The organism is Citrobacter sp. TBCS-14 (assembly GCF_005280805.1).
Classification (GTDB): Bacteria; Pseudomonadota; Gammaproteobacteria; order Enterobacterales; family Enterobacteriaceae; genus Citrobacter; species Citrobacter gillenii.
In genome coordinates, this window is the sequence record NZ_SZWM01000185.1 from 441,638 (window position 1) to 467,381 (window position 25,744).

Here is a 25,744-nt window from a genome sequence, read left to right on the forward strand (position 1 = left end):
GCAATGCGTAAGCAGTGGCTTGGAATCTGCATCGCAGCAGGAATGCTCGCGGCGTGTTCGAATGATGATGGTCAGCAACAGGGTGCTGTCGCGCCGCAACCAGCGGTGTGTAATGGTCCGATTGTTGAAATCAGCGGAGCCGATCCGCGTTTTGAACCCCTGAACCCAACGGCTAATCAGGATTACCAACGTGATGGTAAAAGCTATAAAATTGTTCAGGATCCCTCTCGCTTTAGCCAGGCCGGATTGGCCGCAATCTATGATGCGGAACCCGGCAGCAATTTAACCGCATCCGGTGAGGCATTTGATCCCATGCAGCTCACCGCTGCGCATCCGACATTACCGGTTCCCAGCTACGCCCGAATTACCAACCTGGCAAACGGCAGGATGATCGTCGTACGGATTAACGATCGTGGTCCTTATGGCAACGATCGCGTGATTTCACTTTCACGCGCTGCGGCCGATCGTCTGAACACCTCGAACAATACGAAAGTGCGTATTGATCCGATAATCGTCGCGCAAGACGGTTCGTTGTCAGGCCCCGGTATGGCGTGTACGACGGTTGCAAAACAGACTTACGCCCTGCCGTCTCGTCCTGATTTAAGCGGGGGTAACACTATGCCTTCTGCACCGGACGCAGACCAGCCGCAAGGCGATATTCGTCCTATCAGTAATTCAACGCTGAAAAGCGATGACGCTACCGGTGCGCCAGTTAACAGCAATGGTTTCCTTGGTGCGCCAACCACGCTCGCCGCAGGCGTGCTCGAAGGCAACGAACCCACACCGCCTCCACAGCCCGTAACAACAGCGCCTGCAACAGTGTCAGCACCGGTATCTGCTCCGGCCGCTGCTACACCCGTTGCTGCAACCAATGGCCGTTATGTCGTTCAGGTGGGTGCCGTCAGCGAGCAGGCCCGTGCGCAGCAGTACCAAAAACGACTGAGCCAGCAGTTTGGCGTGCCGGGCCGCGTGGTACAAAACGGTGCCGTATGGCGTATCCAGATGGGGCCGTTCACCAGCAAAGCGGAAGCCAGTACATTGCAGCAGCGCCTGCAATCCGAAGCGCAATTACAGTCCTTCATCACCGGCGTGTAGTAACGTAAAGCAGGCACCCGTTCTGTCAATTTCTGTCAATGACATTAACAAAGTCATGTGGAAAGTCGGATGCCTGTAAGTTACGCATTTGCTATAGTAGGGCACTTTTTTTACTTTCATCACGGACGTCGTAGTTCAGACCATGAAGACCACTTTTTCCGCTCGTTTCGTGCAGCGCATCGCGCTCACCGCTGCTCTCTGCGCAGCCTCTCTCTCTGCTGCCCATGCCGATGACCTGAATATTAAAACCATGATCCCGGGCGTTCCGCAGATCGACGCGGAGTCCTATATCCTGATTGATTACAATTCAGGAAAGGTTCTGGCCGAACAGAATGCGGACACTCGCCGCGACCCCGCCAGCCTGACCAAAATGATGACCAGCTATGTCATCGGTCAGGCCATGAAAGCCGGGAAATTCAAAGAAACCGATTTGGTCACCGTGGGCAATGACGCGTGGGCTACCGGTAACCCGGTGTTTAAAGGTTCATCGCTGATGTTCCTGAAACCGGGAATGCAGGTTCCCGTTTCACAATTGATCCGTGGTATTAACCTGCAATCCGGCAACGACGCTTGCGTGGCAATGGCTGACTTTGCTGCCGGTAGTCAGGATGCTTTCGTCGGCCTGATGAACAGCTATGTTAATGCGCTGGGACTGAAAAACACCCACTTCCAGACCGTCCACGGTCTGGATGCTGAAGGTCAGTACAGCTCAGCACGTGACATGGCGTTGATTGGTCAGGCGCTGATTCGCGACGTGCCTAACGAATACTCTATCTACCGAGAAAAAGAGTTCACTTTCAACGGCATTCGTCAGTTAAACCGTAACGGCCTGCTGTGGGATAACAGCCTGAATGTTGACGGGATTAAAACCGGTCACACCGATAAAGCGGGCTATAACCTGGTGGCATCCGCAACCGAAGGTCAGATGCGTCTGATCTCTGCCGTCATGGGCGGTCGTACCTATAAAGGTCGTGAAACCGAAAGCAAAAAGCTGCTGACCTGGGGCTTCCGTTTCTTTGAAACCGTGAACCCACTGAAGGTCGGCAAAGAATTTGCCTCTGAACCGGCCTGGTTTGGTAATACCGATCGTGCCTCGTTAGGTGTTGATAAAGATGTCTACCTGACCATTCCGCGCGGCCGTATGAAAGATCTGAAAGCGAGCTATGTGCTGAACACCACTGAACTGCACGCGCCGCTGCAGAAAAACCAGGTTGTCGGCACCATCAATTTCCAGCTCGACGGCAAAACCATTGAACAGCGCCCGCTGGTGGTCCTGCAGGAAATCCCTGAAGGCAACTTCTTTGGTAAAATCATTGATTACATTAAATTAATGTTTCATCACTGGTTTGGCTAAAAATTGAGCACTTGAAAGTGTGATTTACGTCCCCATATACTAGGTATCCAGATAACTCCCACTCAGCGTGGGAGTTATTATTTTTTGATGTAACGCCGGAGCTGACATGAAAACCAAACTTAACGAACTGCTTGAATTCCCTACTCCATTTACTTACAAAGTAATGGGGCAGGCGTTGCCGGAGTTGGTTGATCAGGTGGTTGAAGTGGTACAGCGCCATGCGCCAGGTGATTACTCTCCAACAGTAAAACCGAGCAGCAAAGGCAACTACCACTCGGTCTCTATCACCATCACTGCTACGCACATTGAGCAGGTTGAAACCCTGTACGAAGAATTAGGCAACATCGACATCGTACGTATGGTGCTGTAACAGCCTGTCGGTTACCCGTTGCATTCTGCTCGGGTAACCTCTCTCTCCTTCCCCTGTGATATACTTTCCCCTCTTTATATTCTCTACTCGATGTGAGTATCTACGGAGATACCGTTTTGTATCAGGATAAAATTCTTGTCCGCCAGCTCGGTCTTCAGCCTTACGAGCCCGTCTCTCAGGCCATGCACGAATTCACCGATACCCGCGATGAAAACAGTCATGATGAAATCTGGCTGGTAGAGCATTATCCGGTCTTCACTCAGGGGCAGGCAGGCAAAGCAGAACACGTTCTGGTGCCGGGTGATATCCCCGTTATTCAGAGCGATCGTGGCGGTCAGGTAACGTACCACGGCCCAGGGCAACAGGTGATGTATGTCCTGTTGAACCTCAAACGCCGAAAACTGGGCGTTCGCGAACTGGTCACGCTGCTGGAACTAACCGTGGTAAACACGCTTGCAGAAATGGGTATCGATGCACACCCACGAGCCGATGCGCCAGGCGTTTACGTCGGTGAAAAGAAAATCTGTTCGTTAGGGTTACGGATTCGTAGAGGATGTTCATTCCATGGCTTAGCGCTTAACGTGGATATGGATTTGTCGCCTTTCCTGCGCATCAACCCTTGCGGCTACGCCGGAATGGAGATGGCGAAAGTTTCACAGTGGGACAGTCATGCCACCACCGAAAGCGTTCGTCCTCGTTTGCTGGCAAACATATTATCGCTACTCGGTAACCCACCACACGAGTACGTCGCAGACTAAAAACGGGGCAGACATTGCCGCAGCATATGTTGTGGCAAATGGCACAAAACAACAACTATTTTACATTTTGCCAGCCTGTCAGGCTGCTTTCTGGCCCGTTTCAATGATATACTGCGTATCACTAATTCAAAAATAGTTGATAAATACAACATTCCCTTGAATTGAAACGCTTTCCTTCGTTATTCGCAACTGGAACACGCAAGCTATGAGTAAACCCATTGTGATGGAACGCGGTGTTAAATACCGCGATGCCGATAAGATGGCTCTTATCCCGGTAAAAAATGTGGCAACAGAGCGTGAAGCCCTGCTGCGTAAACCGGAATGGATGAAAATAAAACTGCCAGCGGACTCCACTCGCATCCAGGGCATCAAAGCGGCAATGCGCAAAAATGGCCTGCACTCTGTCTGCGAAGAAGCGTCCTGCCCTAACCTGGCTGAATGTTTCAATCACGGCACCGCAACCTTTATGATCCTCGGCGCGATTTGTACCCGCCGCTGCCCATTCTGTGACGTTGCCCATGGTCGTCCGGTTGCCCCGGATGTCAACGAACCGTTAAAACTGGCTCAAACTATTGCGGACATGGCGCTGCGCTATGTCGTCATCACCTCCGTCGATCGCGACGATCTGCGCGATGGCGGTGCTCAACACTTTGCGGACTGCATCACAGCTATCCGTGAGAAAAGCCCGTCGATTAAAATCGAAACGCTGGTACCTGACTTCCGTGGTCGAATGGACCGCGCGCTGGATATCCTCACCGCAACGCCGCCAGACGTGTTTAACCACAACCTTGAAAACGTACCGCGTATTTACCGCAATGTACGTCCGGGTGCAGATTACAACTGGTCACTGAAGCTTCTGGAGCGTTTCAAAGAAGCCCATCCGGAGATCCCAACCAAATCAGGTCTGATGGTGGGTCTGGGTGAAACCAACGCGGAAATCATTGAGGTCATGCGTGACCTGCGTCGTCATGGCGTTACCATGCTAACGCTGGGGCAGTATTTACAGCCAAGCCGTCACCATCTGCCGGTTCAGCGCTATGTTAGCCCGGATGAGTTCGATGAAATGAAAGCAGAAGCTATGGCAATGGGCTTTACCCATGCAGCTTGCGGTCCATTTGTACGTTCTTCATATCATGCAGACATGCAGGCAAAAGGGCTGGAAGTGAAGTAATCGCGTAATACTCACTTACATTTCAGCAATAAAAAAACCGGCAAATTGCCGGTTTTTTTCATGCAGAGTTTGCAGTACGAGCATCATGCTCCTGACATCACTCTTTATGAGAAAGCTTCTCAGCCTGAACGCTACCATCTGCATCTTTCTTCGCATCGGCATTTTCATCGTTCATCGCTTTCTTGAAGCCTTTAATTGCCGTTCCCAGGTCTCCACCCAGAGTACGCAACTTCTTGGTACCAAACAGCAGAACGACCAGTGCGGCAACCACCAGCAGTTTGGTAATACTAATCTCACCCATAGATACCTTCTTCACTTAAACCAGGCTGCATAAAGCGCCATATTAACCTGAGAATTTTAACGGCCTTTCGACGCGGGCACACAATAGCAATCTGTAACAAGGTGAATCAAGTCTTGTTTAAAAAAACGTCATAATAATTGCGGTGGCGCAAAGCGTCGGTTGCGTAACACCGGAAGTTGCGCCCTGACCTGTCGCACTCGCTCGGCAGAAACCTCAGTAACAATCAGCGCGGGTGTTTCTGCGGCAGCGGCAATCGTCACGCCAAACGGATCGATTATCCGGCTTTGACCAATATTCTTATTGCCACACTCACCGGCAGCAATCAGATAGCAGGTCGCATCCAACGCTCTGGCCGCCAGCAGCGTAGCCCAGTGATGTTCTTTTAGTGCACCGCGTACCCAGGCCGCAGGGAGTACCAGAATATCTGCCCCCTGCAAAGCATGTGCTAATGCCAGCTCAGGGAAACGTAAATCGTAACAGGTCATCAAACCGACTTTAAGACCTTCCACGTCCAACAGCAGCGGTACGACATCGCCTGCATCAACATTACGCGACTCCTGAATCGAAAAAGCATCATAGAGATGTAATTTGGCGTAATGAGCCACAACCTGACCTCTTCGTAGCGCCACCAGCATGTTAAACGCCCGTCCCGGCAGCGAGGGAACATGAATCGTCAGGATCGTTGTCATCTCATTCTGCACGCTTTCTCGCAGTAATCGCGTCAGAAATCCCCCTTCCAGCCATTGAGCAGATTTCACTGACAGGTCAGGGTCAAGATCGTCACGGGCCAGCAACGCTTCGGGTAAGACCAACAATGAGACGCCCTCGCCCGCGGCCTGGGACATCAATGATACGCACGTTTCGGCATTTTTCTCCCATGAGGGACCCACGGCGAATTGCCCTGCAGCAACGAACATACTCCCTCCTGAAAAAACGGTTAGGCTCGCCAATAATGATTATTCAGCGTTACACTCACACTATATACAATCAAATAGCAGGATTATGCAGTGTCACAACTCCTTTTAGCGGTTTTTATTGGCGGTGGTACAGGTAGCGTAGCCAGATGGCTGTTGAGTATGCGATTTAACCCCCTTCATCAAGCGATTCCCTTCGGCACGATGGCTGCAAACTTAATTGGGGCGTTTATCATTGGTATGGGGCTGGCGTGGTTCAATCGCATGACCCACATTGACCCTATGTGGAAGGTATTGATTACGACAGGCTTTTGCGGCGGGCTGACCACCTTCTCAACGTTCTCAGCAGAGGTGGTGTTTTTACTGCAAGACGGACGTTTTGGCTGGGCAATGGTGAACGTACTGATCAATCTGTTGGGGTCTTTTGCGATGACCGCCCTGGCGTTCTGGCTGGTTTCCGCTTCTTCGGCACACTGAAGATAAAAAAACCCGCAATTAAGCGGGTTTTGAATTCTTGCTGTCGTATGCTTACAGAGCGGTTACGTTTGCAGCAGAAGGGCCTTTGGCACCGTTAGTGATTTCGAACTCTACACGCTGACCTTCAGCCAGAGTTTTAAAACCATTGGTCTGGATTGCAGAGAAGTGTACGAACACATCTTTGCTGCCATCTTCCGGAGTAATGAAACCGAATCCTTTGGACTCATTAAACCACTTAACGTTACCTTTAATCTTAGACATCAAAATTACCTTTACATGAAAAATAGACACAAATGCTGTGTCGGGTATCAGTACAACAATTGTGGTGGACTTTGTCCAGTCGAACTTTGCCAAAAAGTGATAAATGTCGCGTTATTTTTGCAGTAACGTTCGTAACCAATTGTTTTTTAATTGTTTATACTTAGCTGTATAACAATACACATCGTTCATCAAAACTGGAAACGCATCCAGGCAAAATAGACATTCCCGTTATTATACGTACCGGGTATGTAGGTCATCTGAAACGTTGCCGGACCATAACCTATCGATGCCAGTGGCAGTATCACCGGCACAGGAATGTAGTTCCAGTTATCACGCGCGGTGAAACCGGCGGTAAAACCCAGACCAGTATGGAAGTTATCATCGGCCAGCGGGCGCCAGGTTTTTTCCCAGCCATATCCTCCGATGGGTTCCCACTTATTGTAGGAATCCTTAAAGGCCATAATATACAGCCCGTGCCAGTTGCCTTTATCATCCCAACGGGACTGACCAAATCCCGCTCCCCAGGGGCGTTCATTGTAACGATCTGTTTTATCTTTATCGTAGGCAAATCGCGCATGCCAGGTAATGGCGGGCACGTACAGGTCATAATGCTCCGGCTGCTGCCAGGTTTCACTGACATTATCTGTGAAGGTATCAAACCAACCTTTATCTTCAGCTGTGGCCTGTGGAATAACAGCCAACTGAATAAAAACAAATGAAATAAACAGGAAATAGCGCTTCGCGACAATCACAACGTAATTACCATTCTGGGGTTCTGCATTAATTGTAGCAAAGCCATCCTTAATGTTAACTTAACGAAAATGCTTAGGGTTAAAAATCAGAATATTCCCTTCGTATGCGCGTAGTTTATTTCCCTTATATTTCCCGAGCCTTATCTGAAACGGTCATTACTCTATTAATATCAATAAATTGTTCATTTTACATGCAAAAGTTAAATAAATTAACAATTAGAAAACAAAACAAGATCAATTCAATGTCAAATCCCACACAACCACAGACGACTTCACACTTTTTGATTGCAGCATTCCCGGTTCATCCGCTATGTTGAAAAAATGGCTCAGCCATTGGTTTAATCCGTATTTTTATTGATTTCAATCAGCGAGGGTTATCCGTTTATTAGGCACATTCTCTCACCGTTTTATGCTTTTTTTAGTTTTTTTACTTTCTGGGCGTCAATGTGACAGGGGAAATAATGTTGACATTTATAGAACTCCTTATCGGAGTTATGGTTATTGTGGGTGTAGCGCGCTACATCATTAAAGGTTATTCCGCGACCGGCGTACTGTTTGTCGGTGGCCTGGTTTTACTGATTATCAGCGCCCTGATGGGTCATAAAGTTTTGCCCGGTAGTGCCGAAAGCACAGGCTACACAGCAACAGACATCGTTGAATACATTAAAATTTTGCTGATGAGCCGCGGTGGCGATCTCGGCATGATGATCATGATGCTGTGTGGTTTTGCCGCCTACATGACGCATATTGGTGCAAACGATATGGTGGTTAAACTGGCTTCCAAACCACTGCAATATATCAACTCACCCTATGTGTTAATGATTGCCGCCTACTTTGTCGCCTGCCTGATGTCACTGGCGGTTTCTTCAGCGACGGGGCTGGGCGTACTGCTGATGGCAACCCTCTTTCCGGTCATGGTTAACGTGGGTATCAGCCGTGGTGCTGCGGCGGCCATTTGCGCCTCCCCTGCCGCCATCATTCTATCCCCCACTTCTGGTGATGTGGTTCTCGCCGCCAAAGCCGCAGAAATGCCGTTGATCGACTTCGCATTTAAAACCACGCTGCCGATTTCCATTGCCGCCATTATCGGCATGGCGATTGCCCACTTTTTCTGGCAGCGCTATCTGGACAAAAAAGAGAACGTTTCTCACGAAATGTTAGACGTGGCCGAAATCACCACCACCGCGCCATCGTTTTACGCCATCCTGCCGTTTACTCCGATTGTCGGGGTTCTCATTTTTGATGGTAAGTGGGGACCGCAACTGCACATCATTACCATTCTGGTGCTGTGCATGCTTATTGCCGCAGTGTTGGAGTTTGTCCGCGGGTTCAATACCCAGAAGGTTTTCTCAGGTCTGGAAGTGGCCTACCGCGGCATGGCTGATGCCTTTGCTAACGTGGTAATGCTGTTAGTTGCCGCCGGAGTTTTCGCCCAGGGTCTGAGCACTATCGGCTTTATTCAGAGCCTGATCTCGATCGCCACCTCGTTTGGCTCCGCAAGCATTATTCTGATGCTGGTGCTGGTTATTCTGACCATGCTGGCAGCAATGACCACCGGCTCCGGTAATGCCCCGTTCTATGCCTTCGTTGAGATGATCCCAAAACTGGCGCACTCTTCAGGCATTAACCCCGCTTACCTCTCCATCCCGATGCTGCAAGCGTCGAACCTGGGGCGTACGATCTCCCCGGTCTCTGGTGTGGTCGTTGCCGTTGCGGGTATGGCGAAGATTTCACCGTTTGAAGTGGTCAAGCGCACGTCTGTGCCGGTGATGGTCGGGCTACTGATTGTCATTATCGCCACGGAAGTGATGGTGCCCGCTACAACCGCCGTGATTGGAGGTTGATAGCGAACAAAATGTAGGCCGGATCAGGCGGTTACACCGCTATCCGGCATTGCAACCGCACGTTGCCGGATGGCGATGCTAAAGCATCTTATCCGGCCTACGTCAGAAATCCGCATTTAGCCGCCATGATAAATACGCTGCGGCCGCCCAACCTTCCCGTGAATAATCTCCGCAATAATCAAATGCCGGCTGGCACAGTACTCCAGATAACGCCTGGAGGTTGTGCGGCTGATGGTCAACGCCTGTGCAATGGTCTCCGCAGTATGGTGTACCGTCGGATCAGCGAATAATTTCAGCACCGCATTCAGCGTTAGCGCATCAATACCCGTAGGCAAATCCCCTTTTGGTTCACCCCGCGCATAAGCGTTAAACATTTCATCAATCTGCTTTTGACTGGCACTGTCGTTACCCGCCAGCATGCGTCTGCGCTGCTGATAGCGCGTTAGCGTCTGCCCCAGTCGCTCGTAGGCAATCGGTTTGACCAGATAATCAAACGCCCCGCCGCGCACCGCCTCTGACACCGTATCCATGTCACTGGCAGCCGTAGTAAACACCACGCCGCCAGGGTAGCGTGCCTGAGTCAACTCATGTAGAAGGGTAATGCCCTTACCGTCCGGTAAATAGTTATCCAGAAGAATCAGACCGGGCTTAAAACGCGCGATCATCATCCGCGCCTGCTCCAGGTTCCCCGCCAACCAGATCTGGCTGAAACCGGGTATATGGCGGATATATTCAGCATGCATCTCCGCCAGCAGCGTTTCATCCTCAACGATCAATAGCGTTAATGGTTCCGTCATCGTTTTTTTTCACTTTCGGAAGAAATAGAGAAAATAAAGTGCCGCAGGGGGTGTTATCTTCAAGCGTAATAACCCCATCACAGCGCCTCACATAACTTGCAATCAGATACAAACCGATGCCATGTTCACCTGGTTCATCGGTACGGGTGCTCACACCCTGTTCAAATATTTTTTCACGTAACGCTTCCGGTACGCCGCACCCTTGGTCGGCAACTTCAATGATGACCTCATCCCCTTCATCACTCAGAAACAGTTCAACAACCTTATTCCCTTGCTGGGTACGTAAGCTGGCCTCAAATGCATTATCAAGCAGATTGCCAACAATTGCTGCAAACTCTGTGCTATCCAGCCCTTCGGGAAGTTGATGAAGTTGACTTCCGGGAACAATCGTCATTTTGAGCCCCAATTCCCGCGCACGCTGGACTTTACCAAACAGCAGACCGGCAACCTGGCGATCGGCAAAGGCACCGCGCAGGTCATCAATCAGCTGCTGCTGGGCTTGGGATTCCCCCTGCACCATCTCAAGCACGCGATCGTATTCTTTCATTTGCAGCAGGCCATTAATGGTCGACATCCAGTTCAGATGTTCATGACGCAGTGTTCTCAGGCTCTCAACATATTGTTTGATTTGTGTCAGCTGGGCATTGAGGGTGGCTATTTCATCTTTACTACGAAAACTGATAATCGCCCCGAGTAATTCATCGCCGGAACGAATAGCCTCACGGTTGGCGATAACGCTTAGCCCGTTAAAATTCACCATCGCATCCTGACGTTGCTCCGCAATCTGCTGCGTAAAAAAGTCCGACGGATTAACAACCTCATCAATGGGTTTCCCCAACCACTGCCGCCCTGGCGACGGAAGCCCCAGCATTTTTCGCGCACTGCGATTGATAGCAGTTATGCACCCGTCCAGGTCAACGGCAATCAAGCCTTCGTATACCGAGCTAAATAATGCGTCCTGTTGGCGCACCACACGGGCAATTTGTTTGGGCTCCATTCCCAGCATCTGGCGGCGAATATGGGCGGCAAAAAACCAGGAGAGCAGCATCAGTAACAACAGCAGCAGAAGAAACACACCCGCCATCGGCAGTAAAAAATCCGATCGCCAACTGTCGATTTTACTGATCAAATAACCTATCGAAACCACGCCAATAATCTTGCCATCATCATCAAAAATGGGCGTTTTAGCGCGCATTGCCAACCCAATAGATCCCGTCCCGGTAATAAAGTAGCTTTCCCCATTTGCCAACGCACCGGGCTTGGTGAACTGCATTGGGTAGCCAATTTTTTGCGGATTCGGATGGTAGAGACGAATAGAGTTCTCATCACCGATCACCACATAATCGAAATCAGTCCCGCTCTGAAGCTTGTCGGCAATGGTCGCCAGACGCGTGTAATCGCGATGCTTCACCGCAGTGATGATACTGTCGTTAGAGGCGATGATTTTCGCCTGGTTCATTGCCATATCACGGACGTGCGTTGTCAGGTAGTCTTCAAAACTGGCGGTGAAGTATTTCGCCAGCGCGGCGATGATAAAAATGGAAACGACCAGGATCAGCAGGAAAATACGCAATGGAAACGCCAGTCTGCGGAAAAAAGAAAACCGTGTTTTATTTTTATGTTGTGACATAATTTTTCCTCAACGACGTTAACCGCAACTTATTTTTTTGTATTTGTAATGAAAATGTTTTATTTACAAGTCACGGCATAAAATAGGATCGTTACAGATTCCCCACCTTAAATCAATTAAACAAATTAAAACCACGCGCTATTTCAGGGTTAAATTAATTAAAAAACTTAAAACCATAAAACACATAAAAACCTTCTAACGTATTGTGAAATAAATCAAAATTTACCTCTAAAATACCCCTTACGATGTATGCAGTAGGGAAAAAAAGAAATACTCCGTAATAAAAAAACCTTCCCTTCACTTGCAAACAAAACGTTATCAGGTTGCTAAACCTGGCAACAAAACCTAAAAGCCAGTAACAAATATACCATCAGGACACTTTTTACTATGTTCGGTAATAATATATTCTCGCACGTGAAGCGCTCAGAAAATAAAAAGATGGCGGCTATCGCTCAATTTCTGAAAGAGAATGATTTGAGCGTGGATACGACCGTTGAAATATTTATCACCGTCACCCGTGATGACCGCCTGATTGCCTGCGGCGGTATTGCCGGAAATATCATTAAATGCGTGGCTATCAGCGAAACCGTGCGCGGCGAAGGCTTAGCCCTGACGCTCGCCACTGAGCTGATCAATCTCGCGTATGAGCGTCACTGTACGCATCTCTTCATTTATACCAAAACCGAATACGAAGCGCTGTTTAAGCAGTGTGGCTTCTCTACGCTGACCAGCGTACCAGGCATTATGGTGCTGATGGAAAACAGCACCACGCGTCTGAAGCGTTACGCCGAATCGCTGACAAAACAGCGTCGCGAAGGAAAAAAAATTGGCTGTATCGTCATGAACGCCAACCCTTTTACCAACGGTCATCGTTTTCTGATCCAACAGGCAGCGGCACAGTGCGACTGGCTACATCTGTTTCTAGTAAAAGAAGACACCTCACGCTTCCCGTATGAAGACCGTCTGGATCTGGTACTTAAGGGAACAAAAGATATTCCGCATTTAACTGTGCATCGCGGATCGGAATACATCATTTCTCGCGCCACGTTCCCGTGCTACTTCATTAAAGAGCAGAGCGTCATTAACCACTGCTACACCGAAATAGACCTGAAAATCTTCCGCCAGTATCTGGCCCCGGCACTTGGCGTCACGCACCGCTTCGTCGGTACCGAACCGTATTGCACCGTCACCTCCCAGTACAACAACGACATGCGCTACTGGCTGGAGACCCCAACGCTCCCCGCCCCACCGATTGAACTGGTGGAAATTGAGCGGCTGTGCTTCCAGGAGATGCCGATTTCCGCCTCCTGGGTACGCAAGCTGCTGGTTAAAAAAGATCTCACGGCTATCGCCCCTCTGGTTCCTGAAGCCACGTTGCACTACCTGCAAAACATGCTTGAGAGAACCTCGCCAGGCGCGGTAGTCCGCCAAAATACCCCCGCATTAGCAACAGGTGAAAAATGAAAATAAAGCAGGCAGCCGTCGCAGGCACTCTCGAGTCCGGTGATGTGATGATTCGCATCGCCCCGCTCGATACGCAGGATATCGACCTGCAGGTTAACAGTAGCGTTGAAAAACAATTTGGTGATGCCATTCGCACCACCATCCTCGACGTTCTGTCCCGCTACAACGTACGCGGCGTGCAATTAAATGTTGATGATAAAGGCGCACTGGACTGCATTTTACGTGCGCGACTGGAAGCATTACTGGCCCGCGCCAGCGGCATTCCGGCACTGCCATGGGAGGATTGCCAGTGATTTCTGAATCTTTGCAACAACGTAAATCCCGCACACGCCGTAGCATGTTGTTCGTACCGGGCGCCAATGCCGCAATGATCAGCAACTCGTTTATCTACCCGGCAGATGCGCTGATGTTCGACCTGGAAGACTCCGTCGCACTGCGCGAGAAAGATACCGCGCGTCGTCTGGTGTACCACGCGCTGCAGCACCCGCTGTATCACGACGTTGAAACCATTGTTCGCGTAAATGCCCTCGATTCTGAATGGGGTATCAATGACCTCGAAGCGGTCGTTCGCGGTGGCGCTGACATCGTGCGTTTACCTAAAACGGATACTGCGCAGGATGTTATCGACATCGAAAGCGAAATTCTGCGTATCGAAAACGCCTGCGGTCGCGAACCTGGCAGCACCGGTCTGCTCGCTGCTATTGAATCACCGCTGGGCATCACCCGCGCCGTTGAAATCGCTCACGCCTCTGAACGTCTGATCGGTATTGCCTTGGGTGCAGAAGATTACGTGCGTAACCTGCGCACCGAGCGTTCACCGGAAGGCACCGAACTGCTGTTTGCCCGCTGCTCTATTTTGCAGGCGGCACGCTCTGCGGGCATTCAGGCATTTGACACCGTTTATTCCGATGCCAATAACGAAGCCGGTTTCCTGCATGAAGCCGCACACATCAAGCAGTTGGGTTTTGACGGTAAATCGCTCATCAACCCGCGTCAGATCGACCTCCTGCACAACCTGTATGCGCCAACGCGCAAAGAACTGGCGCACGCCCGTCTGGTTGTAGAAGCCGCTGAAGCCGCCGCTCGCGAAGGCCGTGGCGTTGTCTCCCTGAACGGCAAGATGGTCGACAGCCCGGTTATCGAGCGCGCCCTTCTGGTTATCTCCCGTGCAGAACTTTCCGGCATTCGCGAAGAATAAGGCAAAAAAATGACGCAGAAAATCGAACAGTCTCAACGACAGGATCGCGTGGCGACCTGGAGCCGTCATGCTGAAAGCGACCTTTCCGCTTTCCACAGCAGCGCAAAAGTCGCGTTACAGGCGCAAAAACCCCGCGACAAAAAACTGTGCGCTAACCTGGAAGACGCTATTCGCCGTTCAGGTTTACAGGATGGAATGACCATCTCTTTCCACCACGCTTTCCGCGGTGGCGACCTGACCATTAACCTGGTGATGGATACCATTGCCGCCATGGGCTTTAAAAACCTGACGCTGGCGTCCAGCTCCCTGAGCGACTGTCACGCTCCGCTGGTGGAACACATTCGTCAGGGCGTCGTCAGCCGCATTTATACTTCCGGTCTGCGTGGTCCGCTGGCGGAAGAGATCTCCCGCGGTTTACTGGCTGAACCTGTGCAGGTCCACTCTCACGGCGGTCGCGTACACCTGGTACAAAGCGGTGAGTTAAGCATTGACGTCGCCTTCCTCGGCGTACCGTCCTGCGACCAGTTTGGTAATGCTAACGGCTACACCGGTAAAGCCTGCTGTGGCTCACTCGGCTACGCCCGTGTCGATGCCGATAACGCTAAACAGGTGGTCCTGCTGACCGAACAACTGCTGAGCTACCCGCATAATCCGGCCAGTATCACCCAGGATCAGGTGGATCTGATCGTGCAGATCGAGCAGGTCGGTGATGCGGACAAAATTGGCGCTGATGCAACCCGCATGACGACCAACCCGCGTGAGCTGCTGATCGCCCGCAGCGCGGCAGAGGTGATTGCCAATTCCGGTTACTTCAATGAGGGCTTCTCTTTGCAGACCGGTACCGGTGGCGCCTCGCTGGCCGTAACCCGCTTCCTGGAAGACAAAATGCGCAGCCGCGACATCCGCGCCGACTTCGCACTGGGCGGCATCACTGCCACCATCGTTGACCTGCATGAAAAAGGGTTAATCCGCAAACTGCTGGATGTACAGAGCTTCGACAGTGCCGCCGCAAAATCCCTGGCCCGCAATCCAAACCATATTGAGATCAGCGCTAACCAGTACGCTAACTGGGGTTCGAAAGGCGCATCGGTTGACCGTCTGGATGTCGTAGTGCTGAGCGCACTGGAAGTGGATACGAACTTCAACGTCAACGTGCTGACCGGCTCCGACGGTGTGCTGCGCGGCGCATCCGGTGGCCACTGCGATACCGCTGTCGGTGCTGCACTGTCGATTATCGTCGCCCCATTGGTTCGCGGTCGCATCCCGACGCTGGTTGATAACGTGCTGACCTGCGTCACCCCTGGCTCCAGCATTGACATCCTGGTCACTGACCACGGTATCGCCGTCAACCCTGCACGTCCTGAACTGGCTGAACGTTTGCAGGAAGCGGGGATGAAAGTGGTCTCCATCGACTGGCTGCGCGAGCGTGCACAGCAGCTTACCGGTCAGCCACGCGCCATCGAATTCACCGACCGGGTGATTGCCGTTGTGCGTTACCGCGACGGTTCAGTGATTGATGTTGTGCATCAGGTGAAGGAATAAGCCATGCACCTGCTCCCTGAACATGCCACCTGCCACGCGGTTTCTATTCCCGAGCTGCTCGCCAGCCGCGATGAGAGACAAGCACGGCAGCATGCCTGGCTCACCCGCCACTGCGCGCCACTGGTCTCTTTTACCGTGGTCGCTCCGGGTCCGATTAAAGACAGCGAACTCACTCGTCGCATTTTTAATCACGGTATCACTGCCTTGCTCACGCTGGCGGAAAAATCGGGCTGGATAGTCAGGGAGCAAGTTACGCGGGTTTCTGCCAGCGGGCCGGAAGGTCTGTTGTCTATAGAGGCCCCGGCACACGACCTCAAGCTCGCCACCATAGAGCTTGAGCATTCACACCCGCTGGGACGGTTATGGGACCTCGATGTCCTGACTCCGGAAGGAGAAATCCTGTCTCGCCGTCATTTCACGCTCCCTGCCCGCCGCTGCCTGCTGTGCGAGCAAAGCGCAGCCGACTGCGCGCGGGGTAAAACCCACACGCTTTCCGAGTTACTTATTCGCATGGAGGAACTGCTGCATGATGCCGATTCCCGCAACATCGACTAAATCCGCCGTTCTTCCTCAGGATTTACCAGAAGCGTACGCGACGCTCGCGTGGCGTGCCATGCTGACGGAAGTCAACCTGTCTCCCAAACCCGGTCTGGTGGATCGTATTAACAACGGCGCGCACAAAGACATGGCGCTGGATGACTTTCACCGCAGCGCCGAGGCGATCCACGCCTGGCTGCCGCGTTTCGTCGAATACGGGGCCTTCAGCGCGCAACTGGTACCTGAAGATGTGCTGAAAGGACTGCGTCCGGTGGGGATGGCCTGCGAGGCCGAGATGTTTCGCGCCACTGCCGGGGTGAACACCCATAAAGGCAGTATCTTTTCGCTGGGATTGCTGTGCGCCGCCATTGGTCGCCTGCACCAGCTCGGCCAGACCGTCACACCTGAAACCATTTGCTCTACAGCAGCAGCCTTTTGCCGCGGCCTGACCGAGCGCGAACTGCGCCAGAACAATCAACAACTCACGGCTGGCCAACGTCTGTATCAACAACTGGGTTTAACCGGGGCTCGCGGTGAAGCCGAAGCGGGCTATCCATTAGTGATCCACCACGCGTTACCGCACTACCGCGCGTTGCTGGCTCAGGGTCGCGATCCTGAACTGGCATTGCTCGATACCTTACTGCTGCTTATGGCAATCAACGGCGATACCAACGTCGCTTCCCGCGGTGGCGCTGAGGGTCTGCGCTGGTTACAGCAGCAATCTGCCACATTATTGCAGCAAGGGGGAATTCGCACCCCCGCCGATCTCAATTACCTGCACCAGTTCGACCAACAGTGCATTGAACGCAACCTCAGTCCTGGAGGCTGTGCCGATCTGCTGATTGTCACCTGGTTCTTAGCTCAGATTTCACAAGTTCATCATTATCACCATTAAAGATCCTTTCCGGAGAATCATTCATGTCTTTATCAAAAGATAGTATATGGAAGTTACTGGCCCCGCTGGTCGTCATGGGTGTCATGTTTCTTATCCCCGTCCCTGATGGAATGCCCCCGCAGGCCTGGCACTACTTTGCCGTGTTTGTGGCCATGATTGTCGGTATGATCCTCGAGCCTATCCCGGCAACAGCGATCAGCTTTATCGCCGTGACAATTTGCGTGATCGGCAGCAACTACCTGCTGTTTGATGCCACAGAACTGGCAGACCCCACCTTTCACGCCGGCAAACAGGCGCTGAAGTGGGGTCTGGCTGGCTTCTCCAGCACCACCGTCTGGCTGGTGTTTGGTGCGTTCATCTTCGCACTGGGTTATGAAGTCACCGGTCTGGGTCGTCGTATCGCGCTGTTCCTGGTGAAGTTCATGGGGAAACGTACCCTGACACTGGGCTATGCGATTGTTATAATCGACATCCTGCTGGCGCCATTTACACCGTCGAACACCGCGCGTACCGGTGGTACCGTTTTCCCGGTTATCAAGAACCTGCCGCCGCTGTTTAAATCATTCCCGAACGATCCGTCAGCTCGCCGTATCGGCGGTTATCTGATGTGGATGATGGTGATCAGTACCAGCCTGAGCTCCTCTATGTTCGTTACCGGCGCTGCGCCAAACGTACTGGGTCTGGAATTCGTTAACAAAATTGCCGGTATTCAGATCAGCTGGCTGCAATGGTTCCTCAGCTTCCTGCCAGTCGGTATTATTTTGCTGATCGTTGCGCCGTGGTTATCCTACGTTCTGTACAAACCCGAAGTCACTCACAGTGCAGAAGTTGCCGCATGGGCCGGTGACGAACTGAAAACCATGGGTAAACTGACCCGTAAAGAGATGACCCTGATCGGTCTGGTGCTGCTGAGCCTGGGTCTGTGGGTATTCGGCGGCAAGCTGATTGATGCCACCGCCGTGGGTCTGCTGGCGGTTTCTCTAATGTTGGCTCTGCACGTAGTACCGTGGAAAGACATTACCCGCTATAACAGCGCATGGAACACGCTGGTCAACCTTGCCACCCTGGTGGTAATGGCCAACGGCTTAACCCGTTCCGGTTTTATCGACTGGTTCGCTAACACCATGAGCTCACACCTGGAAGGCTTCTCGCCTAACGCGACCGTGATCGTGCTGGTACTGGTGTTCTACTTTGCTCACTACCTGTTTGCCAGCCTGTCTGCGCATACCGCGACCATGCTGCCAGTAATTCTGGCGGTCGGTAAAGGGATCCCGGGCGTGCCAATGGAGCATCTGTGTATTCTGCTGGTGCTGTCCATCGGTATCATGGGTTGTCTGACACCGTATGCCACCGGCCCTGGCGTGATCATCTACGGCTGTGGTTATGTGAAGTCCAAAGACTACTGGCGTCTGGGCGCCATCTTCGGCGTTATCTATATCGCCATGCTTCTGCTGGTCGGCTGGCCGATTCTGGCAATGTGGAGCTAATCGTACTTCTTAGTCCTTAGCAAAAACGCGTAACGAAAATGATGCCGCTCAGCTAAACCTGAGCGGCTTTTTTTATGATTTAATAGATGACATTCAGAAATTATATAAGTATCCGAATTCATCATGACATCGACATGGCGTTATTGCTCTTTGCTGGTGGCACTTCTGCTGCCGGTTTCTGCGGCCCAGGCCGAACAACTTCAGGCAAAACAGTACGGTGACTTTGATCGCTATGTGCTGGCGCTCTCCTGGCAAACCGGTTTTTGTCAGAGCCAACACGAACGTAATCGTCAGGAACCCGACGAATGCCGCCTGCAAAAAGAAACCGCAAATAAAGCAGATTTCCTGACCGTTCACGGTCTGTGGCCTGGCCTGCCAAAATCGATTGCTGCCCGCGGTGTAGATAATCGTCGGTGGATGCGCTTTGGCTGCGCCACGCGCCCTATACCAAACCTGCCGGAGGCTCGTGCCAGTCGCAAATGCGCCGCGCCAGAAACGGGGCTTTCGCTGGAAAGCGCCGCAAAACTGAGCGCTGTGATGCCCGGCGCTGGCGGAACATCGTGTCTCGAACGTTACGAATATGCCAAGCACGGCGCCTGTTTTGGTTTCGATCCTGACGCGTACTTTGGCACTATGGTGCGAATGAATAGTGAGATAAAAAATACCGAACTCGGCAAATTTATTGCCGACAATTACGGAAAAACCGTCAGCCGCAACGCATTTGACGACGCCGTCGCGAAAACCTGGGGTACAAAAAGCGTGAAGGCAGTGAAGTTAAGCTGTCATGGTAATCCGGCCTACCTGACTGAAATCCAGTTTACGCTCAAGGCAGCCACCATTAATGCCCCGCTTTCCGCAGCATCGTTCCTGCCGCAAGCGCATCCTGGAAACTGCGGCAAGCAGTTTATCCTCGACAAAGTCGGTTATTGATCGCCTGAATGTGAACTAAATCACTTCAAACCTGGGGTAAGTCTCAGTATCATCATAAAAGCTAAACCCTTGCCGCCTGACGGTGAGGGTTTTCTTTTGGGATTATTTACCTGCGCACCCGCAGTATCGACGACATGGAGTAATAAATGTCCAGACCAACTATCATCATTAACGACCTCGATGCTGAGCGCATTGACCGCCTGTTGGAGCAACCTGCGTTTGCGGGTTTACCAATTGCTGACGCCTTAAACGCCGAGCTGGATCGCGCCCAAATGTGTTCTCCAGAAACCATGCCGCACGATGTCGTCACCATGAACAGCCGCGTGAAATTCCGCAATCTGAGCGATGGTGAAGTCCGAGTGCGTACCCTGGTGTATCCGGCCACGATGACCGACAGCAGTACTCAACTGTCGGTGATGGCCCCGGTAGGTGCTGCCCTTCTGGGTCTGCGCGTTGGCGACACGATCCACTGGGAACTACCAGGTGGTACATCAACCCATCTCGAAGTCATCGAACTTGAGTACCAGCCTGAAGCTGCGGGCGACTACCTGCGCTAACTCTGTTATAGCAAAGCTACTCGCTTTATCTTACAGGGGATGCTTACGCATCCTCTTTCCGATGATATCCCCGCCCCTCATTGACATTATTGCTGCTTTCCCTTTCCTGTTCGCAAAACATAAATCTGTGTCGTGACTGACAGAATCATTTTTAATACTATGCTGTTATGTGTTCATGTAATGACAAGGAGAATGTTTATGTACAACACAATCATAATGCCTGTTGATGTATTCGAAATGGAACTGAGCGACAAGGCTGTTCGCCATGCAGAATTTCTGGCACAGGAAAATGGGATTATCCATCTTCTGCATGTGCTTCCTGGCTCCGCCAGCCTGAGCCTGCATCGTTTTGCTGCTGACGTTCGCCGTTTTGAGGAACATCTGCAGCACGAAGCGGAAACCCGCCTGCAAACGATGGTCGGTCACTTCAGTATTGATCCTTCTCGCATCAAACAGCACGTTCGCTTTGGTAGCGTACGTGATGTAGTCAACGAGTTGGGCGAAGAGCTGAACGCCGATGTGGTGGTCATTGGATCGCGCAACCCATCAATCAGCACCCATCTGCTGGGTTCTAACGCCTCCAGCGTAGTCCGCCACGCCACCCTGCCGGTGCTGGTCGTTCGTTAAAAAAAGGGGCTACCTTTCGGTAGCCCCTTTTTATTCCGCATCGATGTTATTTCATCGAATCGGTAAGCCTGAAACGCGTTTGCGACCTCAGGCATTTTCCTTCTTTTGCAGGTGAGTCTTACTTTCTTATTGTACGGTGGAGCGAATCAGGTAATCAAAGGCGCTCAGTGATGCTTTTGCACCTTCGCCGGTAGCTATGATTATCTGTTTGTACGGCACGGTGGTGCAGTCACCCGCAGCGAAAACCCCTTTCACGCTGGTTTCACATTTGGCATCAATAATGATTTCGCCCATGCGATTACGCTCAACGGCGCCTTCCAGCCAGTTGGTGTTTGGCAGCAGGCCAATCTGCACAAAAATACCCGCCAGTTCCACATTGTGGACGTCGCCGCTGACGCGATCGCGGTATTCCAGACCGGTCACCTTGCTACCGTCACCCTTCACTTCAGTAGTTTGCGCATTCAGAATAATGTCGACGTTTTTCAGGCTACGCACTTTATTTTGCAGAACCTGATCAGCCTTCATTTCCGGCGCAAACTCAAGCAGCGTCACATGTTCAACTATACCGGCCAGATCGATTGCCGCTTCAACGCCCGAGTTACCGCCGCCAATCACCGCCACGCGTTTGCCTTTAAACAGTGGGCCATCACAGTGCGGGCAATAGGTTACGCCTTTGGTCCGATACTTATCTTCGCCCGGTACGTTCATGTTGCGCCATTTGGCACCGGTGGCAATAATAATGCTGCGTGCTTTTAGCACCGCGCCGGAGGCCGTTTCAATCTGGTGCAAGCCGCCTTCCTGCGCAGCAGGAACCAACTTGCTGGCGCTCTGGCTATCAATCACATCAACATCATAGTCATCAACATGTGCTTTCAGCGCGCCTGCCAGTTTTTGACCTTCGGTTTTCGGCACCGAGATATAGTTTTCGATATCAACGGTATCCAGCACCTGACCGCCAAAGCGTTCACCCATCAAGCCGGTACGAATACCTTTACGTGCGGAATACACTGCCGCCGCCGCCCCTGCAGGACCCGAACCGACGATCAGCACATCATAGGCATCACGTTTATTCAGCTCTTCTGCCGCGCGCTTCTCAGCACCGGTATCGACTTTGGCGACGATTTCCGTCAGCGTCATACGCCCCTGACCAAACTCTTTGCCGTTCATATACACGGCCGGAACACCCATCACGTTGCGATCGGTAATCTCATTCTGGAAAGTACCGCCATCAATCGCCGTATGCTTGATACGCGGGTTCAGCACCGACATCAGGTTCAGCGCCTGCACCACGTCAGGACAGTTGTGGCAGGACAGTGAATAATAGGTTTCAAACTCAAAATCGCCATCGAGATCGCGGATCTGCTCCAGCAGAGACTGCGCTTCTTTTGACGGATGACCACCGGTCCACAGCAGCGCCAAAACCAGAGACGTAAACTCGTGGCCCAGTGGAGAACCGGCAAAACGCGGTCCCTGGTGAGAACCTGGATTAGTAATCAGAAACGATGGCTTACGTACTGCCAGCGTGTTGTCTTCTTTAAAGGTTACTTTCTCTGACAGTTCAGCAATTTCAGTTAGCAGTTCCTTGATTTCTGCCGATTTAGCGCTGTCATCCAGCGTAGCAATCAGCTCAACAGGTTTGGTCAGTTTCTCAAGGTAAGCCCTGAGCTGGGTTTTCATATTTGTGTCGAGCATTGTTCTTCCCTCTCTGAAAACATCATCATGCAAGCCGATTTCACGGGACTGCATCAATGCAACTTGCGTCATGATGCTGGAATAAAATGGGCGCGCCTGCGCCCATGACTGACGTAATTTCCTAAGTATTTCGCGTCAGAGCAAGGCGGCTAGCCTGAGAATCCCCGGGAGCTTACAGAAGTAAGTGACCGGGGTAAGCAGGTGACGCCAACACGGCTATGACGTGAAAGACGACGGAAATTTAGATTTTACCGACCAGGTCCAGGGACGGCGCTAATGTCGCTTCACCCTCTTTCCACTTCGCCGGGCACACTTCGCCAGGGTGAGAAGCGACATACTGCGCGGCTTTAATTTTACGCAGCAGGTCAGACGCATCGCGGCCGATACCTTCAGCGGTAACTTCGATCGCCTGGATGATACCCTGCGGGTCAACAACGAACGTTGCACGGTCAGCCAGACCTTCATCTTCACGCATGTTGTCGAAGTTACGGGTCAGGGCGCCAGTCGGGTCACCGATCATCGCGTATTTGATTTTGGCGATGGTGTCAGAGCTGCTGTGCCAGGCTTTATGCGTAAAGTGGGTATCGGTAGATACAGAGTAAACGTCTACGCCCAGCTTCTGCAGTTCTTCGTAATGGTCTGCCACGTCGCCCAGTTCAGTCGGGCATACGAACGTAAAATCAGCCGGGTAGAAGAAGAAAACACTCCAACGACCTTCGATATCTTTCTCGGTAACTTCGATGAACTCACCGTTTTTGAACGCCTGGTTTTTGAAAGGTTTAATTTTGGTATTAATCAAAGACATCTGTACTTCCTCCGTGTTTTCGTTGAGGGATAAGTTAACGAAAATCTTTCATCAGGGCTAATGCGTTTCCTTTATCAAATCAATAAGCGTTAACTAACAACCGACTCAACAAAATGTTGTGAAACCGTAGCAAAAAGTAAAAAGGCCCCCTTTGCAGGGAGCCCATTACCCGAGTTACCCGCAGATAACTTCAGTGCCAGCAGACTGGCTAAGTGTTGCGCTCTACATTACCTTAACAAAGGTTGTAACAGCGATTGGGATTACATCACCCCACTCAAGAAAGGGCAATCGACAGACCGTCGGTCTTACCTATGGCTGTGATAGGTTTTGCAATTCAGCCCCCTTTCCTTTTGATTTTATAAGGAAAATCAATGTTTAAACGTACATTACTCTTCGCTTTGCTCCCTGCCGTCGTGCACGCCGAAGAACTCCCTGCCCCGGTAAAAGCCATCGAAAAACAGGGCATTACCATCCTCAAGCCGTTTGACGCGCCAGGTGGAATGAAAGGTTACCTGGGAAAATACCAGGATATGGGAGTGACTATCTATGTCACGCCTGACGGGAAACACGCCATTTCCGGCTACATGTATAATGAAAAAGGCGAAAACCTCAGTAATACATTGATAGAAAAAGAAATCTATGCACCTGCAGGCCGTGAAATGTGGCAGCGCATGGAAAAAGCGTCGTGGATTCTGGACGGGAAAAAAGACGCGCCGGTTATTGTCTATGTTTTCGCCGATCCCTTCTGCCCATATTGCAAACAATTTTGGCAACAGGCACGTCCATGGGTTGATTCAGGAAAAGTACAACTCCGGACATTGTTGGTCGGCGTAATCAAGCCCGAGAGTCCGGCAACCGCCGCAGCAATTCTGGCCAGCAAAGATCCGGCTAAAACATGGCATGACTATGAGGCCTCTGGCGGTAAACTCACGCTGAAAATGCCAGAGACGCCCCCTTCCGGGCAGCTGAAGGTATTGAATATCAACCAAAAATTGATGGATGACTTGGGCGCTAACGTCACGCCGGCAATCTACTACATGAGCAAAGACAACACATTACAACAGGCCGTCGGGCTGCCGGATAAAGAAAAACTGGACATTATAATGGGTAATAACTAAAACTAATATTATGAGTGATTGTTATCGTTCTCATTTCAATCACTCATGATGCATTTTCTACTCGTCAAATTAATACTGACTGTGATACTTTAGTTTAAGTTAACTATTCATTAAGCGTATAAAAGATTCTTAAAAGAAATAATTTGCAATTCAAATATATAAAAATGAAATATTTCCACATAAAATAACAATGAGAATATACATATGGCTAACCTCTATGACCTTAAAAAATTCGATCTCAACCTATTGGTTATTTTTGAGTGTATTTATCAACATTTGAGTATCAGTAAGGCCGCCGAAACGCTGTATATCACGCCATCCGCCGTAAGTCAGTCGTTGCAAAGACTACGCACACAGTTTAATGACCCTCTATTTATTCGGTCTGGTAAAGGGATCACGCCTACGGTGACAGGCATCAACCTGCACCATCATCTTGAGCAAAATCTTAACAATCTGGAGCAAACGATAAATATCATGCATAGCTCCAGCCTGAAAAAGAAGTTTGTCATTTACTGCCCACAACTTGTTACCGGTTTTAATATAAGAGAGTTAATTCATTATCTGAGAGAGGATGCCGATGTCGAAATTGAACATCATGATATATTAATGTCAGCAGAAACGGCTGAAAACATATTGGCTTATCGCAAAGCAGATCTGGTCGCTACTATTGTACCCGTGCGCAATCGTTCCATTATCTGCGCCCCGTTCAAAACCATCGAAGGTGTATTGGTTTGCAGTAGCAACCACCCCAGAATAAATGCTTCAAGCACACTTAAACAAGTACTGGAAGAACAGTTTACCTCTCTTCTCTCTGAAGAACTGGGTATGAAAGAGTACCAGTCAAAAACTAACGAATTTATGGCCAATCGTAATATAGGGTTTAGCAGCGACTCTCTTATTTCAATTACCAACGTCATTTCCAGCACTGATATCATCGGTATTATTCCCAGAGTCATTTTCGAGCACTACGCACCTATTTTCAATCTAAAAGAAATAGATATTGGTATAAAGATACCGTCAGCCGAACTTTTTCTGATGTATAATCGCGCCTCACTTAACAACAGCGGTTTTGCTGAATATATAAAAAGAATTATACCCGAGAGCGAATGAGCCAACATCGTTTATTTTTTAATTCAATGCATGCGCGATATGAATCAATGGAACCCAT

Annotated in this window: 27 protein-coding genes; 19 read left to right on the forward strand and 8 right to left on the reverse strand. The window is 50.9% G+C overall.

What is annotated here, in order from left to right:
* Positions 1 to 3: 3 nt before the first annotated feature.
* From rlpA to lipA, 5 genes are all read left to right on the forward strand, one after another.
* On the forward strand, positions 4 to 1,095 hold the full coding sequence (gene rlpA, locus FDX22_RS10805) for an endolytic peptidoglycan transglycosylase RlpA (RefSeq protein WP_146717174.1): 1,092 nt from the start codon (positions 4 to 6) through the stop codon (positions 1,093 to 1,095).
* Positions 1,096 to 1,237: 142 nt separating this feature from the next.
* Complete coding sequence (gene dacA / locus FDX22_RS10810) at positions 1,238 to 2,449, forward strand: D-alanyl-D-alanine carboxypeptidase DacA (RefSeq protein WP_096757902.1); 1,212 nt, start codon at positions 1,238 to 1,240, stop codon at positions 2,447 to 2,449.
* 106 nt (positions 2,450 to 2,555) lie between these two features.
* The gene (ybeD, locus tag FDX22_RS10815; RefSeq protein WP_003022706.1) at positions 2,556 to 2,819 is read left to right on the forward strand and encodes a DUF493 family protein YbeD; all 264 of its coding nucleotides are present in this window, start codon (positions 2,556 to 2,558) and stop codon (positions 2,817 to 2,819) included.
* Between the two features lie 116 nt (positions 2,820 to 2,935).
* Positions 2,936 to 3,577 carry a lipoyl(octanoyl) transferase LipB gene (gene lipB / locus FDX22_RS10820; protein WP_146717175.1) on the forward strand — a complete coding sequence of 214 codons (642 nt, stop codon included), beginning with the start codon at positions 2,936 to 2,938 and terminating at the stop codon, positions 3,575 to 3,577.
* Positions 3,578 to 3,782: 205 nt separating this feature from the next.
* A complete protein-coding gene (gene lipA / locus FDX22_RS10825; protein ID WP_117342218.1) occupies positions 3,783 to 4,748 on the forward strand; it encodes a lipoyl synthase in 966 nt (321 codons plus the stop codon).
* A 97-nt stretch (positions 4,749 to 4,845) separates the two neighbouring features.
* Here the strand turns inward: lipA and tatE are convergent, their stop codons facing one another.
* Together tatE and FDX22_RS10835 are read right to left on the reverse strand one after the other, a co-directional pair.
* Complete coding sequence (gene tatE, locus FDX22_RS10830; RefSeq protein ID WP_045441030.1) at positions 4,846 to 5,049, reverse strand: twin-arginine translocase subunit TatE; 204 nt, start codon at positions 5,047 to 5,049, stop codon at positions 4,846 to 4,848.
* A gap of 128 nt (positions 5,050 to 5,177) precedes the next feature.
* A complete protein-coding gene (locus tag FDX22_RS10835; RefSeq protein WP_146717176.1) occupies positions 5,178 to 5,966 on the reverse strand; it encodes a deaminated glutathione amidase in 789 nt (262 codons plus the stop codon).
* A 90-nt stretch (positions 5,967 to 6,056) separates the two neighbouring features.
* Between FDX22_RS10835 and crcB the strand changes: the two genes are divergently transcribed.
* Positions 6,057 to 6,440, forward strand: coding sequence for a fluoride efflux transporter CrcB (crcB, locus tag FDX22_RS10840; protein WP_146717177.1), 384 nt, complete (start codon positions 6,057 to 6,059; stop codon positions 6,438 to 6,440).
* Between the two features lie 51 nt (positions 6,441 to 6,491).
* Here crcB and cspE read toward each other — a convergent pair whose 3' ends face one another.
* Both cspE and pagP read right to left on the reverse strand, forming a co-directional pair.
* On the reverse strand, positions 6,492 to 6,701 hold the full coding sequence (cspE, locus tag FDX22_RS10845; protein WP_000034826.1) for a transcription antiterminator/RNA stability regulator CspE: 210 nt from the start codon (positions 6,699 to 6,701) through the stop codon (positions 6,492 to 6,494).
* Between the two features lie 188 nt (positions 6,702 to 6,889).
* Complete coding sequence (gene pagP / locus FDX22_RS10850) at positions 6,890 to 7,453, reverse strand: lipid IV(A) palmitoyltransferase PagP (RefSeq protein ID WP_117342216.1); 564 nt, start codon at positions 7,451 to 7,453, stop codon at positions 6,890 to 6,892.
* Positions 7,454 to 7,914: 461 nt separating this feature from the next.
* On the opposite strand from pagP, the gene dcuC reads away from it, so the two are divergent.
* Positions 7,915 to 9,297, forward strand: coding sequence for an anaerobic C4-dicarboxylate transporter DcuC (gene dcuC, locus FDX22_RS10855; protein ID WP_096757907.1), 1,383 nt, complete (start codon positions 7,915 to 7,917; stop codon positions 9,295 to 9,297).
* Between the two features lie 116 nt (positions 9,298 to 9,413).
* Here dcuC and dpiA read toward each other — a convergent pair whose 3' ends face one another.
* A complete protein-coding gene (gene dpiA, locus FDX22_RS10860) occupies positions 9,414 to 10,094 on the reverse strand; it encodes a two-component response regulator DpiA (protein WP_096757908.1) in 681 nt (226 codons plus the stop codon).
* Positions 10,063 to 11,724 (reverse strand): sensor histidine kinase DpiB, encoded by a 1,662-nt coding sequence (dpiB, locus tag FDX22_RS10865; protein ID WP_115259107.1) that lies wholly within the window; start codon positions 11,722 to 11,724, stop codon positions 10,063 to 10,065. The genes dpiA and dpiB overlap by 32 nt, the downstream gene beginning before the upstream one ends.
* 387 nt (positions 11,725 to 12,111) lie before the next feature.
* Between dpiB and citC the strand changes: the two genes are divergently transcribed.
* From citC to uspG, 10 genes are all read left to right on the forward strand, one after another.
* Positions 12,112 to 13,188, forward strand: coding sequence for a [citrate (pro-3S)-lyase] ligase (citC, locus tag FDX22_RS10870; protein ID WP_115259108.1), 1,077 nt, complete (start codon positions 12,112 to 12,114; stop codon positions 13,186 to 13,188).
* On the forward strand, positions 13,185 to 13,481 hold the full coding sequence (citD, locus tag FDX22_RS10875) for a citrate lyase acyl carrier protein (protein ID WP_096757911.1): 297 nt from the start codon (positions 13,185 to 13,187) through the stop codon (positions 13,479 to 13,481). Before citC ends, citD begins: the two co-directional genes overlap by 4 nt.
* Positions 13,478 to 14,386 carry an aldolase/citrate lyase family protein gene (locus tag FDX22_RS10880; protein WP_115259109.1) on the forward strand — a complete coding sequence of 303 codons (909 nt, stop codon included), beginning with the start codon at positions 13,478 to 13,480 and terminating at the stop codon, positions 14,384 to 14,386. The genes citD and FDX22_RS10880 overlap by 4 nt, the downstream gene beginning before the upstream one ends.
* 9 nt (positions 14,387 to 14,395) lie before the next feature.
* Positions 14,396 to 15,928: a citrate lyase subunit alpha gene (gene citF, locus FDX22_RS10885; RefSeq protein WP_137362436.1), complete on the forward strand. Its 1,533-nt coding sequence runs from the start codon at positions 14,396 to 14,398 to the stop codon at positions 15,926 to 15,928.
* Between the two features lie 3 nt (positions 15,929 to 15,931).
* Positions 15,932 to 16,483 carry a citrate lyase holo-[acyl-carrier protein] synthase gene (gene citX, locus FDX22_RS10890; RefSeq protein ID WP_146717178.1) on the forward strand — a complete coding sequence of 184 codons (552 nt, stop codon included), beginning with the start codon at positions 15,932 to 15,934 and terminating at the stop codon, positions 16,481 to 16,483.
* Positions 16,455 to 17,360, forward strand: a complete 906-nt coding sequence (gene citG, locus FDX22_RS10895; protein WP_146717179.1) for a triphosphoribosyl-dephospho-CoA synthase CitG — start codon at positions 16,455 to 16,457, stop codon at positions 17,358 to 17,360. The genes citX and citG overlap by 29 nt, the downstream gene beginning before the upstream one ends.
* Positions 17,361 to 17,383: 23 nt before the next feature.
* Complete coding sequence (gene citT, locus FDX22_RS10900) at positions 17,384 to 18,847, forward strand: citrate/succinate antiporter CitT (protein ID WP_115259113.1); 1,464 nt, start codon at positions 17,384 to 17,386, stop codon at positions 18,845 to 18,847.
* A 123-nt stretch (positions 18,848 to 18,970) separates the two neighbouring features.
* Entirely contained in the window at positions 18,971 to 19,777 is an 807-nt protein-coding gene (gene rna, locus FDX22_RS10905; protein ID WP_146717180.1) for a ribonuclease I, read from the forward strand.
* A gap of 146 nt (positions 19,778 to 19,923) precedes the next feature.
* Positions 19,924 to 20,334, forward strand: a complete 411-nt coding sequence (rnk, locus tag FDX22_RS10910) for a nucleoside diphosphate kinase regulator (protein WP_003022104.1) — start codon at positions 19,924 to 19,926, stop codon at positions 20,332 to 20,334.
* A 198-nt stretch (positions 20,335 to 20,532) separates the two neighbouring features.
* On the forward strand, positions 20,533 to 20,961 hold the full coding sequence (gene uspG / locus FDX22_RS10915; RefSeq protein WP_096757918.1) for a universal stress protein UspG: 429 nt from the start codon (positions 20,533 to 20,535) through the stop codon (positions 20,959 to 20,961).
* A 126-nt stretch (positions 20,962 to 21,087) separates the two neighbouring features.
* Here the strand turns inward: uspG and ahpF are convergent, their stop codons facing one another.
* Together ahpF and ahpC are read right to left on the reverse strand one after the other, a co-directional pair.
* Entirely contained in the window at positions 21,088 to 22,653 is a 1,566-nt protein-coding gene (gene ahpF / locus FDX22_RS10920) for an alkyl hydroperoxide reductase subunit F (protein ID WP_115259116.1), read from the reverse strand.
* Positions 22,654 to 22,894: 241 nt separating this feature from the next.
* Complete coding sequence (gene ahpC / locus FDX22_RS10925) at positions 22,895 to 23,458, reverse strand: alkyl hydroperoxide reductase subunit C (protein WP_115259117.1); 564 nt, start codon at positions 23,456 to 23,458, stop codon at positions 22,895 to 22,897.
* A gap of 371 nt (positions 23,459 to 23,829) precedes the next feature.
* On the opposite strand from ahpC, the gene dsbG reads away from it, so the two are divergent.
* Entirely contained in the window at positions 23,830 to 24,576 is a 747-nt protein-coding gene (gene dsbG, locus FDX22_RS10930; RefSeq protein ID WP_146717181.1) for a thiol:disulfide interchange protein DsbG, read from the forward strand.
* Between the two features lie 204 nt (positions 24,577 to 24,780).
* A complete protein-coding gene (locus FDX22_RS10935; protein ID WP_117342209.1) occupies positions 24,781 to 25,686 on the forward strand; it encodes a LysR family transcriptional regulator in 906 nt (301 codons plus the stop codon).
* The last annotated feature ends 58 nt before the right edge of the window (positions 25,687 to 25,744 follow it).

Bases quoted from the DNA above. Each gene is read 5' to 3' on its own strand.
- uspG (WP_096757918.1), top strand. From the start codon at position 20,533: ATGTACAACACAATCATAATGCCTGTTGATGTATTCGAAATGGAACTG.
- citC (WP_115259108.1), top strand. From the start codon at position 12,112: ATGTTCGGTAATAATATATTCTCGCACGTGAAGCGCTCAGAAAATAAA.
- lipA (WP_117342218.1), top strand. From the start codon at position 3,783: ATGAGTAAACCCATTGTGATGGAACGCGGTGTTAAATACCGCGATGCC.
- dcuC (WP_096757907.1), top strand. From the start codon at position 7,915: ATGTTGACATTTATAGAACTCCTTATCGGAGTTATGGTTATTGTGGGT.
- tatE (WP_045441030.1), bottom strand. From the start codon at position 5,049: ATGGGTGAGATTAGTATTACCAAACTGCTGGTGGTTGCCGCACTGGTC.
- FDX22_RS10935 (WP_117342209.1), top strand. From the start codon at position 24,781: ATGGCTAACCTCTATGACCTTAAAAAATTCGATCTCAACCTATTGGTT.
- dpiB (WP_115259107.1), bottom strand. From the start codon at position 11,724: ATGTCACAACATAAAAATAAAACACGGTTTTCTTTTTTCCGCAGACTG.
- citX (WP_146717178.1), top strand. From the start codon at position 15,932: ATGCACCTGCTCCCTGAACATGCCACCTGCCACGCGGTTTCTATTCCC.
- citT (WP_115259113.1), top strand. From the start codon at position 17,384: ATGTCTTTATCAAAAGATAGTATATGGAAGTTACTGGCCCCGCTGGTC.
- dsbG (WP_146717181.1), top strand. From the start codon at position 23,830: ATGTTTAAACGTACATTACTCTTCGCTTTGCTCCCTGCCGTCGTGCAC.
- dacA (WP_096757902.1), top strand. From the start codon at position 1,238: ATGAAGACCACTTTTTCCGCTCGTTTCGTGCAGCGCATCGCGCTCACC.
- ahpC (WP_115259117.1), bottom strand. From the start codon at position 23,458: ATGTCTTTGATTAATACCAAAATTAAACCTTTCAAAAACCAGGCGTTC.
- rna (WP_146717180.1), top strand. From the start codon at position 18,971: ATGACATCGACATGGCGTTATTGCTCTTTGCTGGTGGCACTTCTGCTG.
- citD (WP_096757911.1), top strand. From the start codon at position 13,185: ATGAAAATAAAGCAGGCAGCCGTCGCAGGCACTCTCGAGTCCGGTGAT.
- citG (WP_146717179.1), top strand. From the start codon at position 16,455: ATGATGCCGATTCCCGCAACATCGACTAAATCCGCCGTTCTTCCTCAG.
- ahpF (WP_115259116.1), bottom strand. From the start codon at position 22,653: ATGCTCGACACAAATATGAAAACCCAGCTCAGGGCTTACCTTGAGAAA.
- dpiA (WP_096757908.1), bottom strand. From the start codon at position 10,094: ATGACGGAACCATTAACGCTATTGATCGTTGAGGATGAAACGCTGCTG.
- rnk (WP_003022104.1), top strand. From the start codon at position 19,924: ATGTCCAGACCAACTATCATCATTAACGACCTCGATGCTGAGCGCATT.
- cspE (WP_000034826.1), bottom strand. From the start codon at position 6,701: ATGTCTAAGATTAAAGGTAACGTTAAGTGGTTTAATGAGTCCAAAGGA.
- citF (WP_137362436.1), top strand. From the start codon at position 14,396: ATGACGCAGAAAATCGAACAGTCTCAACGACAGGATCGCGTGGCGACC.
- rlpA (WP_146717174.1), top strand. From the start codon at position 4: ATGCGTAAGCAGTGGCTTGGAATCTGCATCGCAGCAGGAATGCTCGCG.
- ybeD (WP_003022706.1), top strand. From the start codon at position 2,556: ATGAAAACCAAACTTAACGAACTGCTTGAATTCCCTACTCCATTTACT.
- FDX22_RS10835 (WP_146717176.1), bottom strand. From the start codon at position 5,966: ATGTTCGTTGCTGCAGGGCAATTCGCCGTGGGTCCCTCATGGGAGAAA.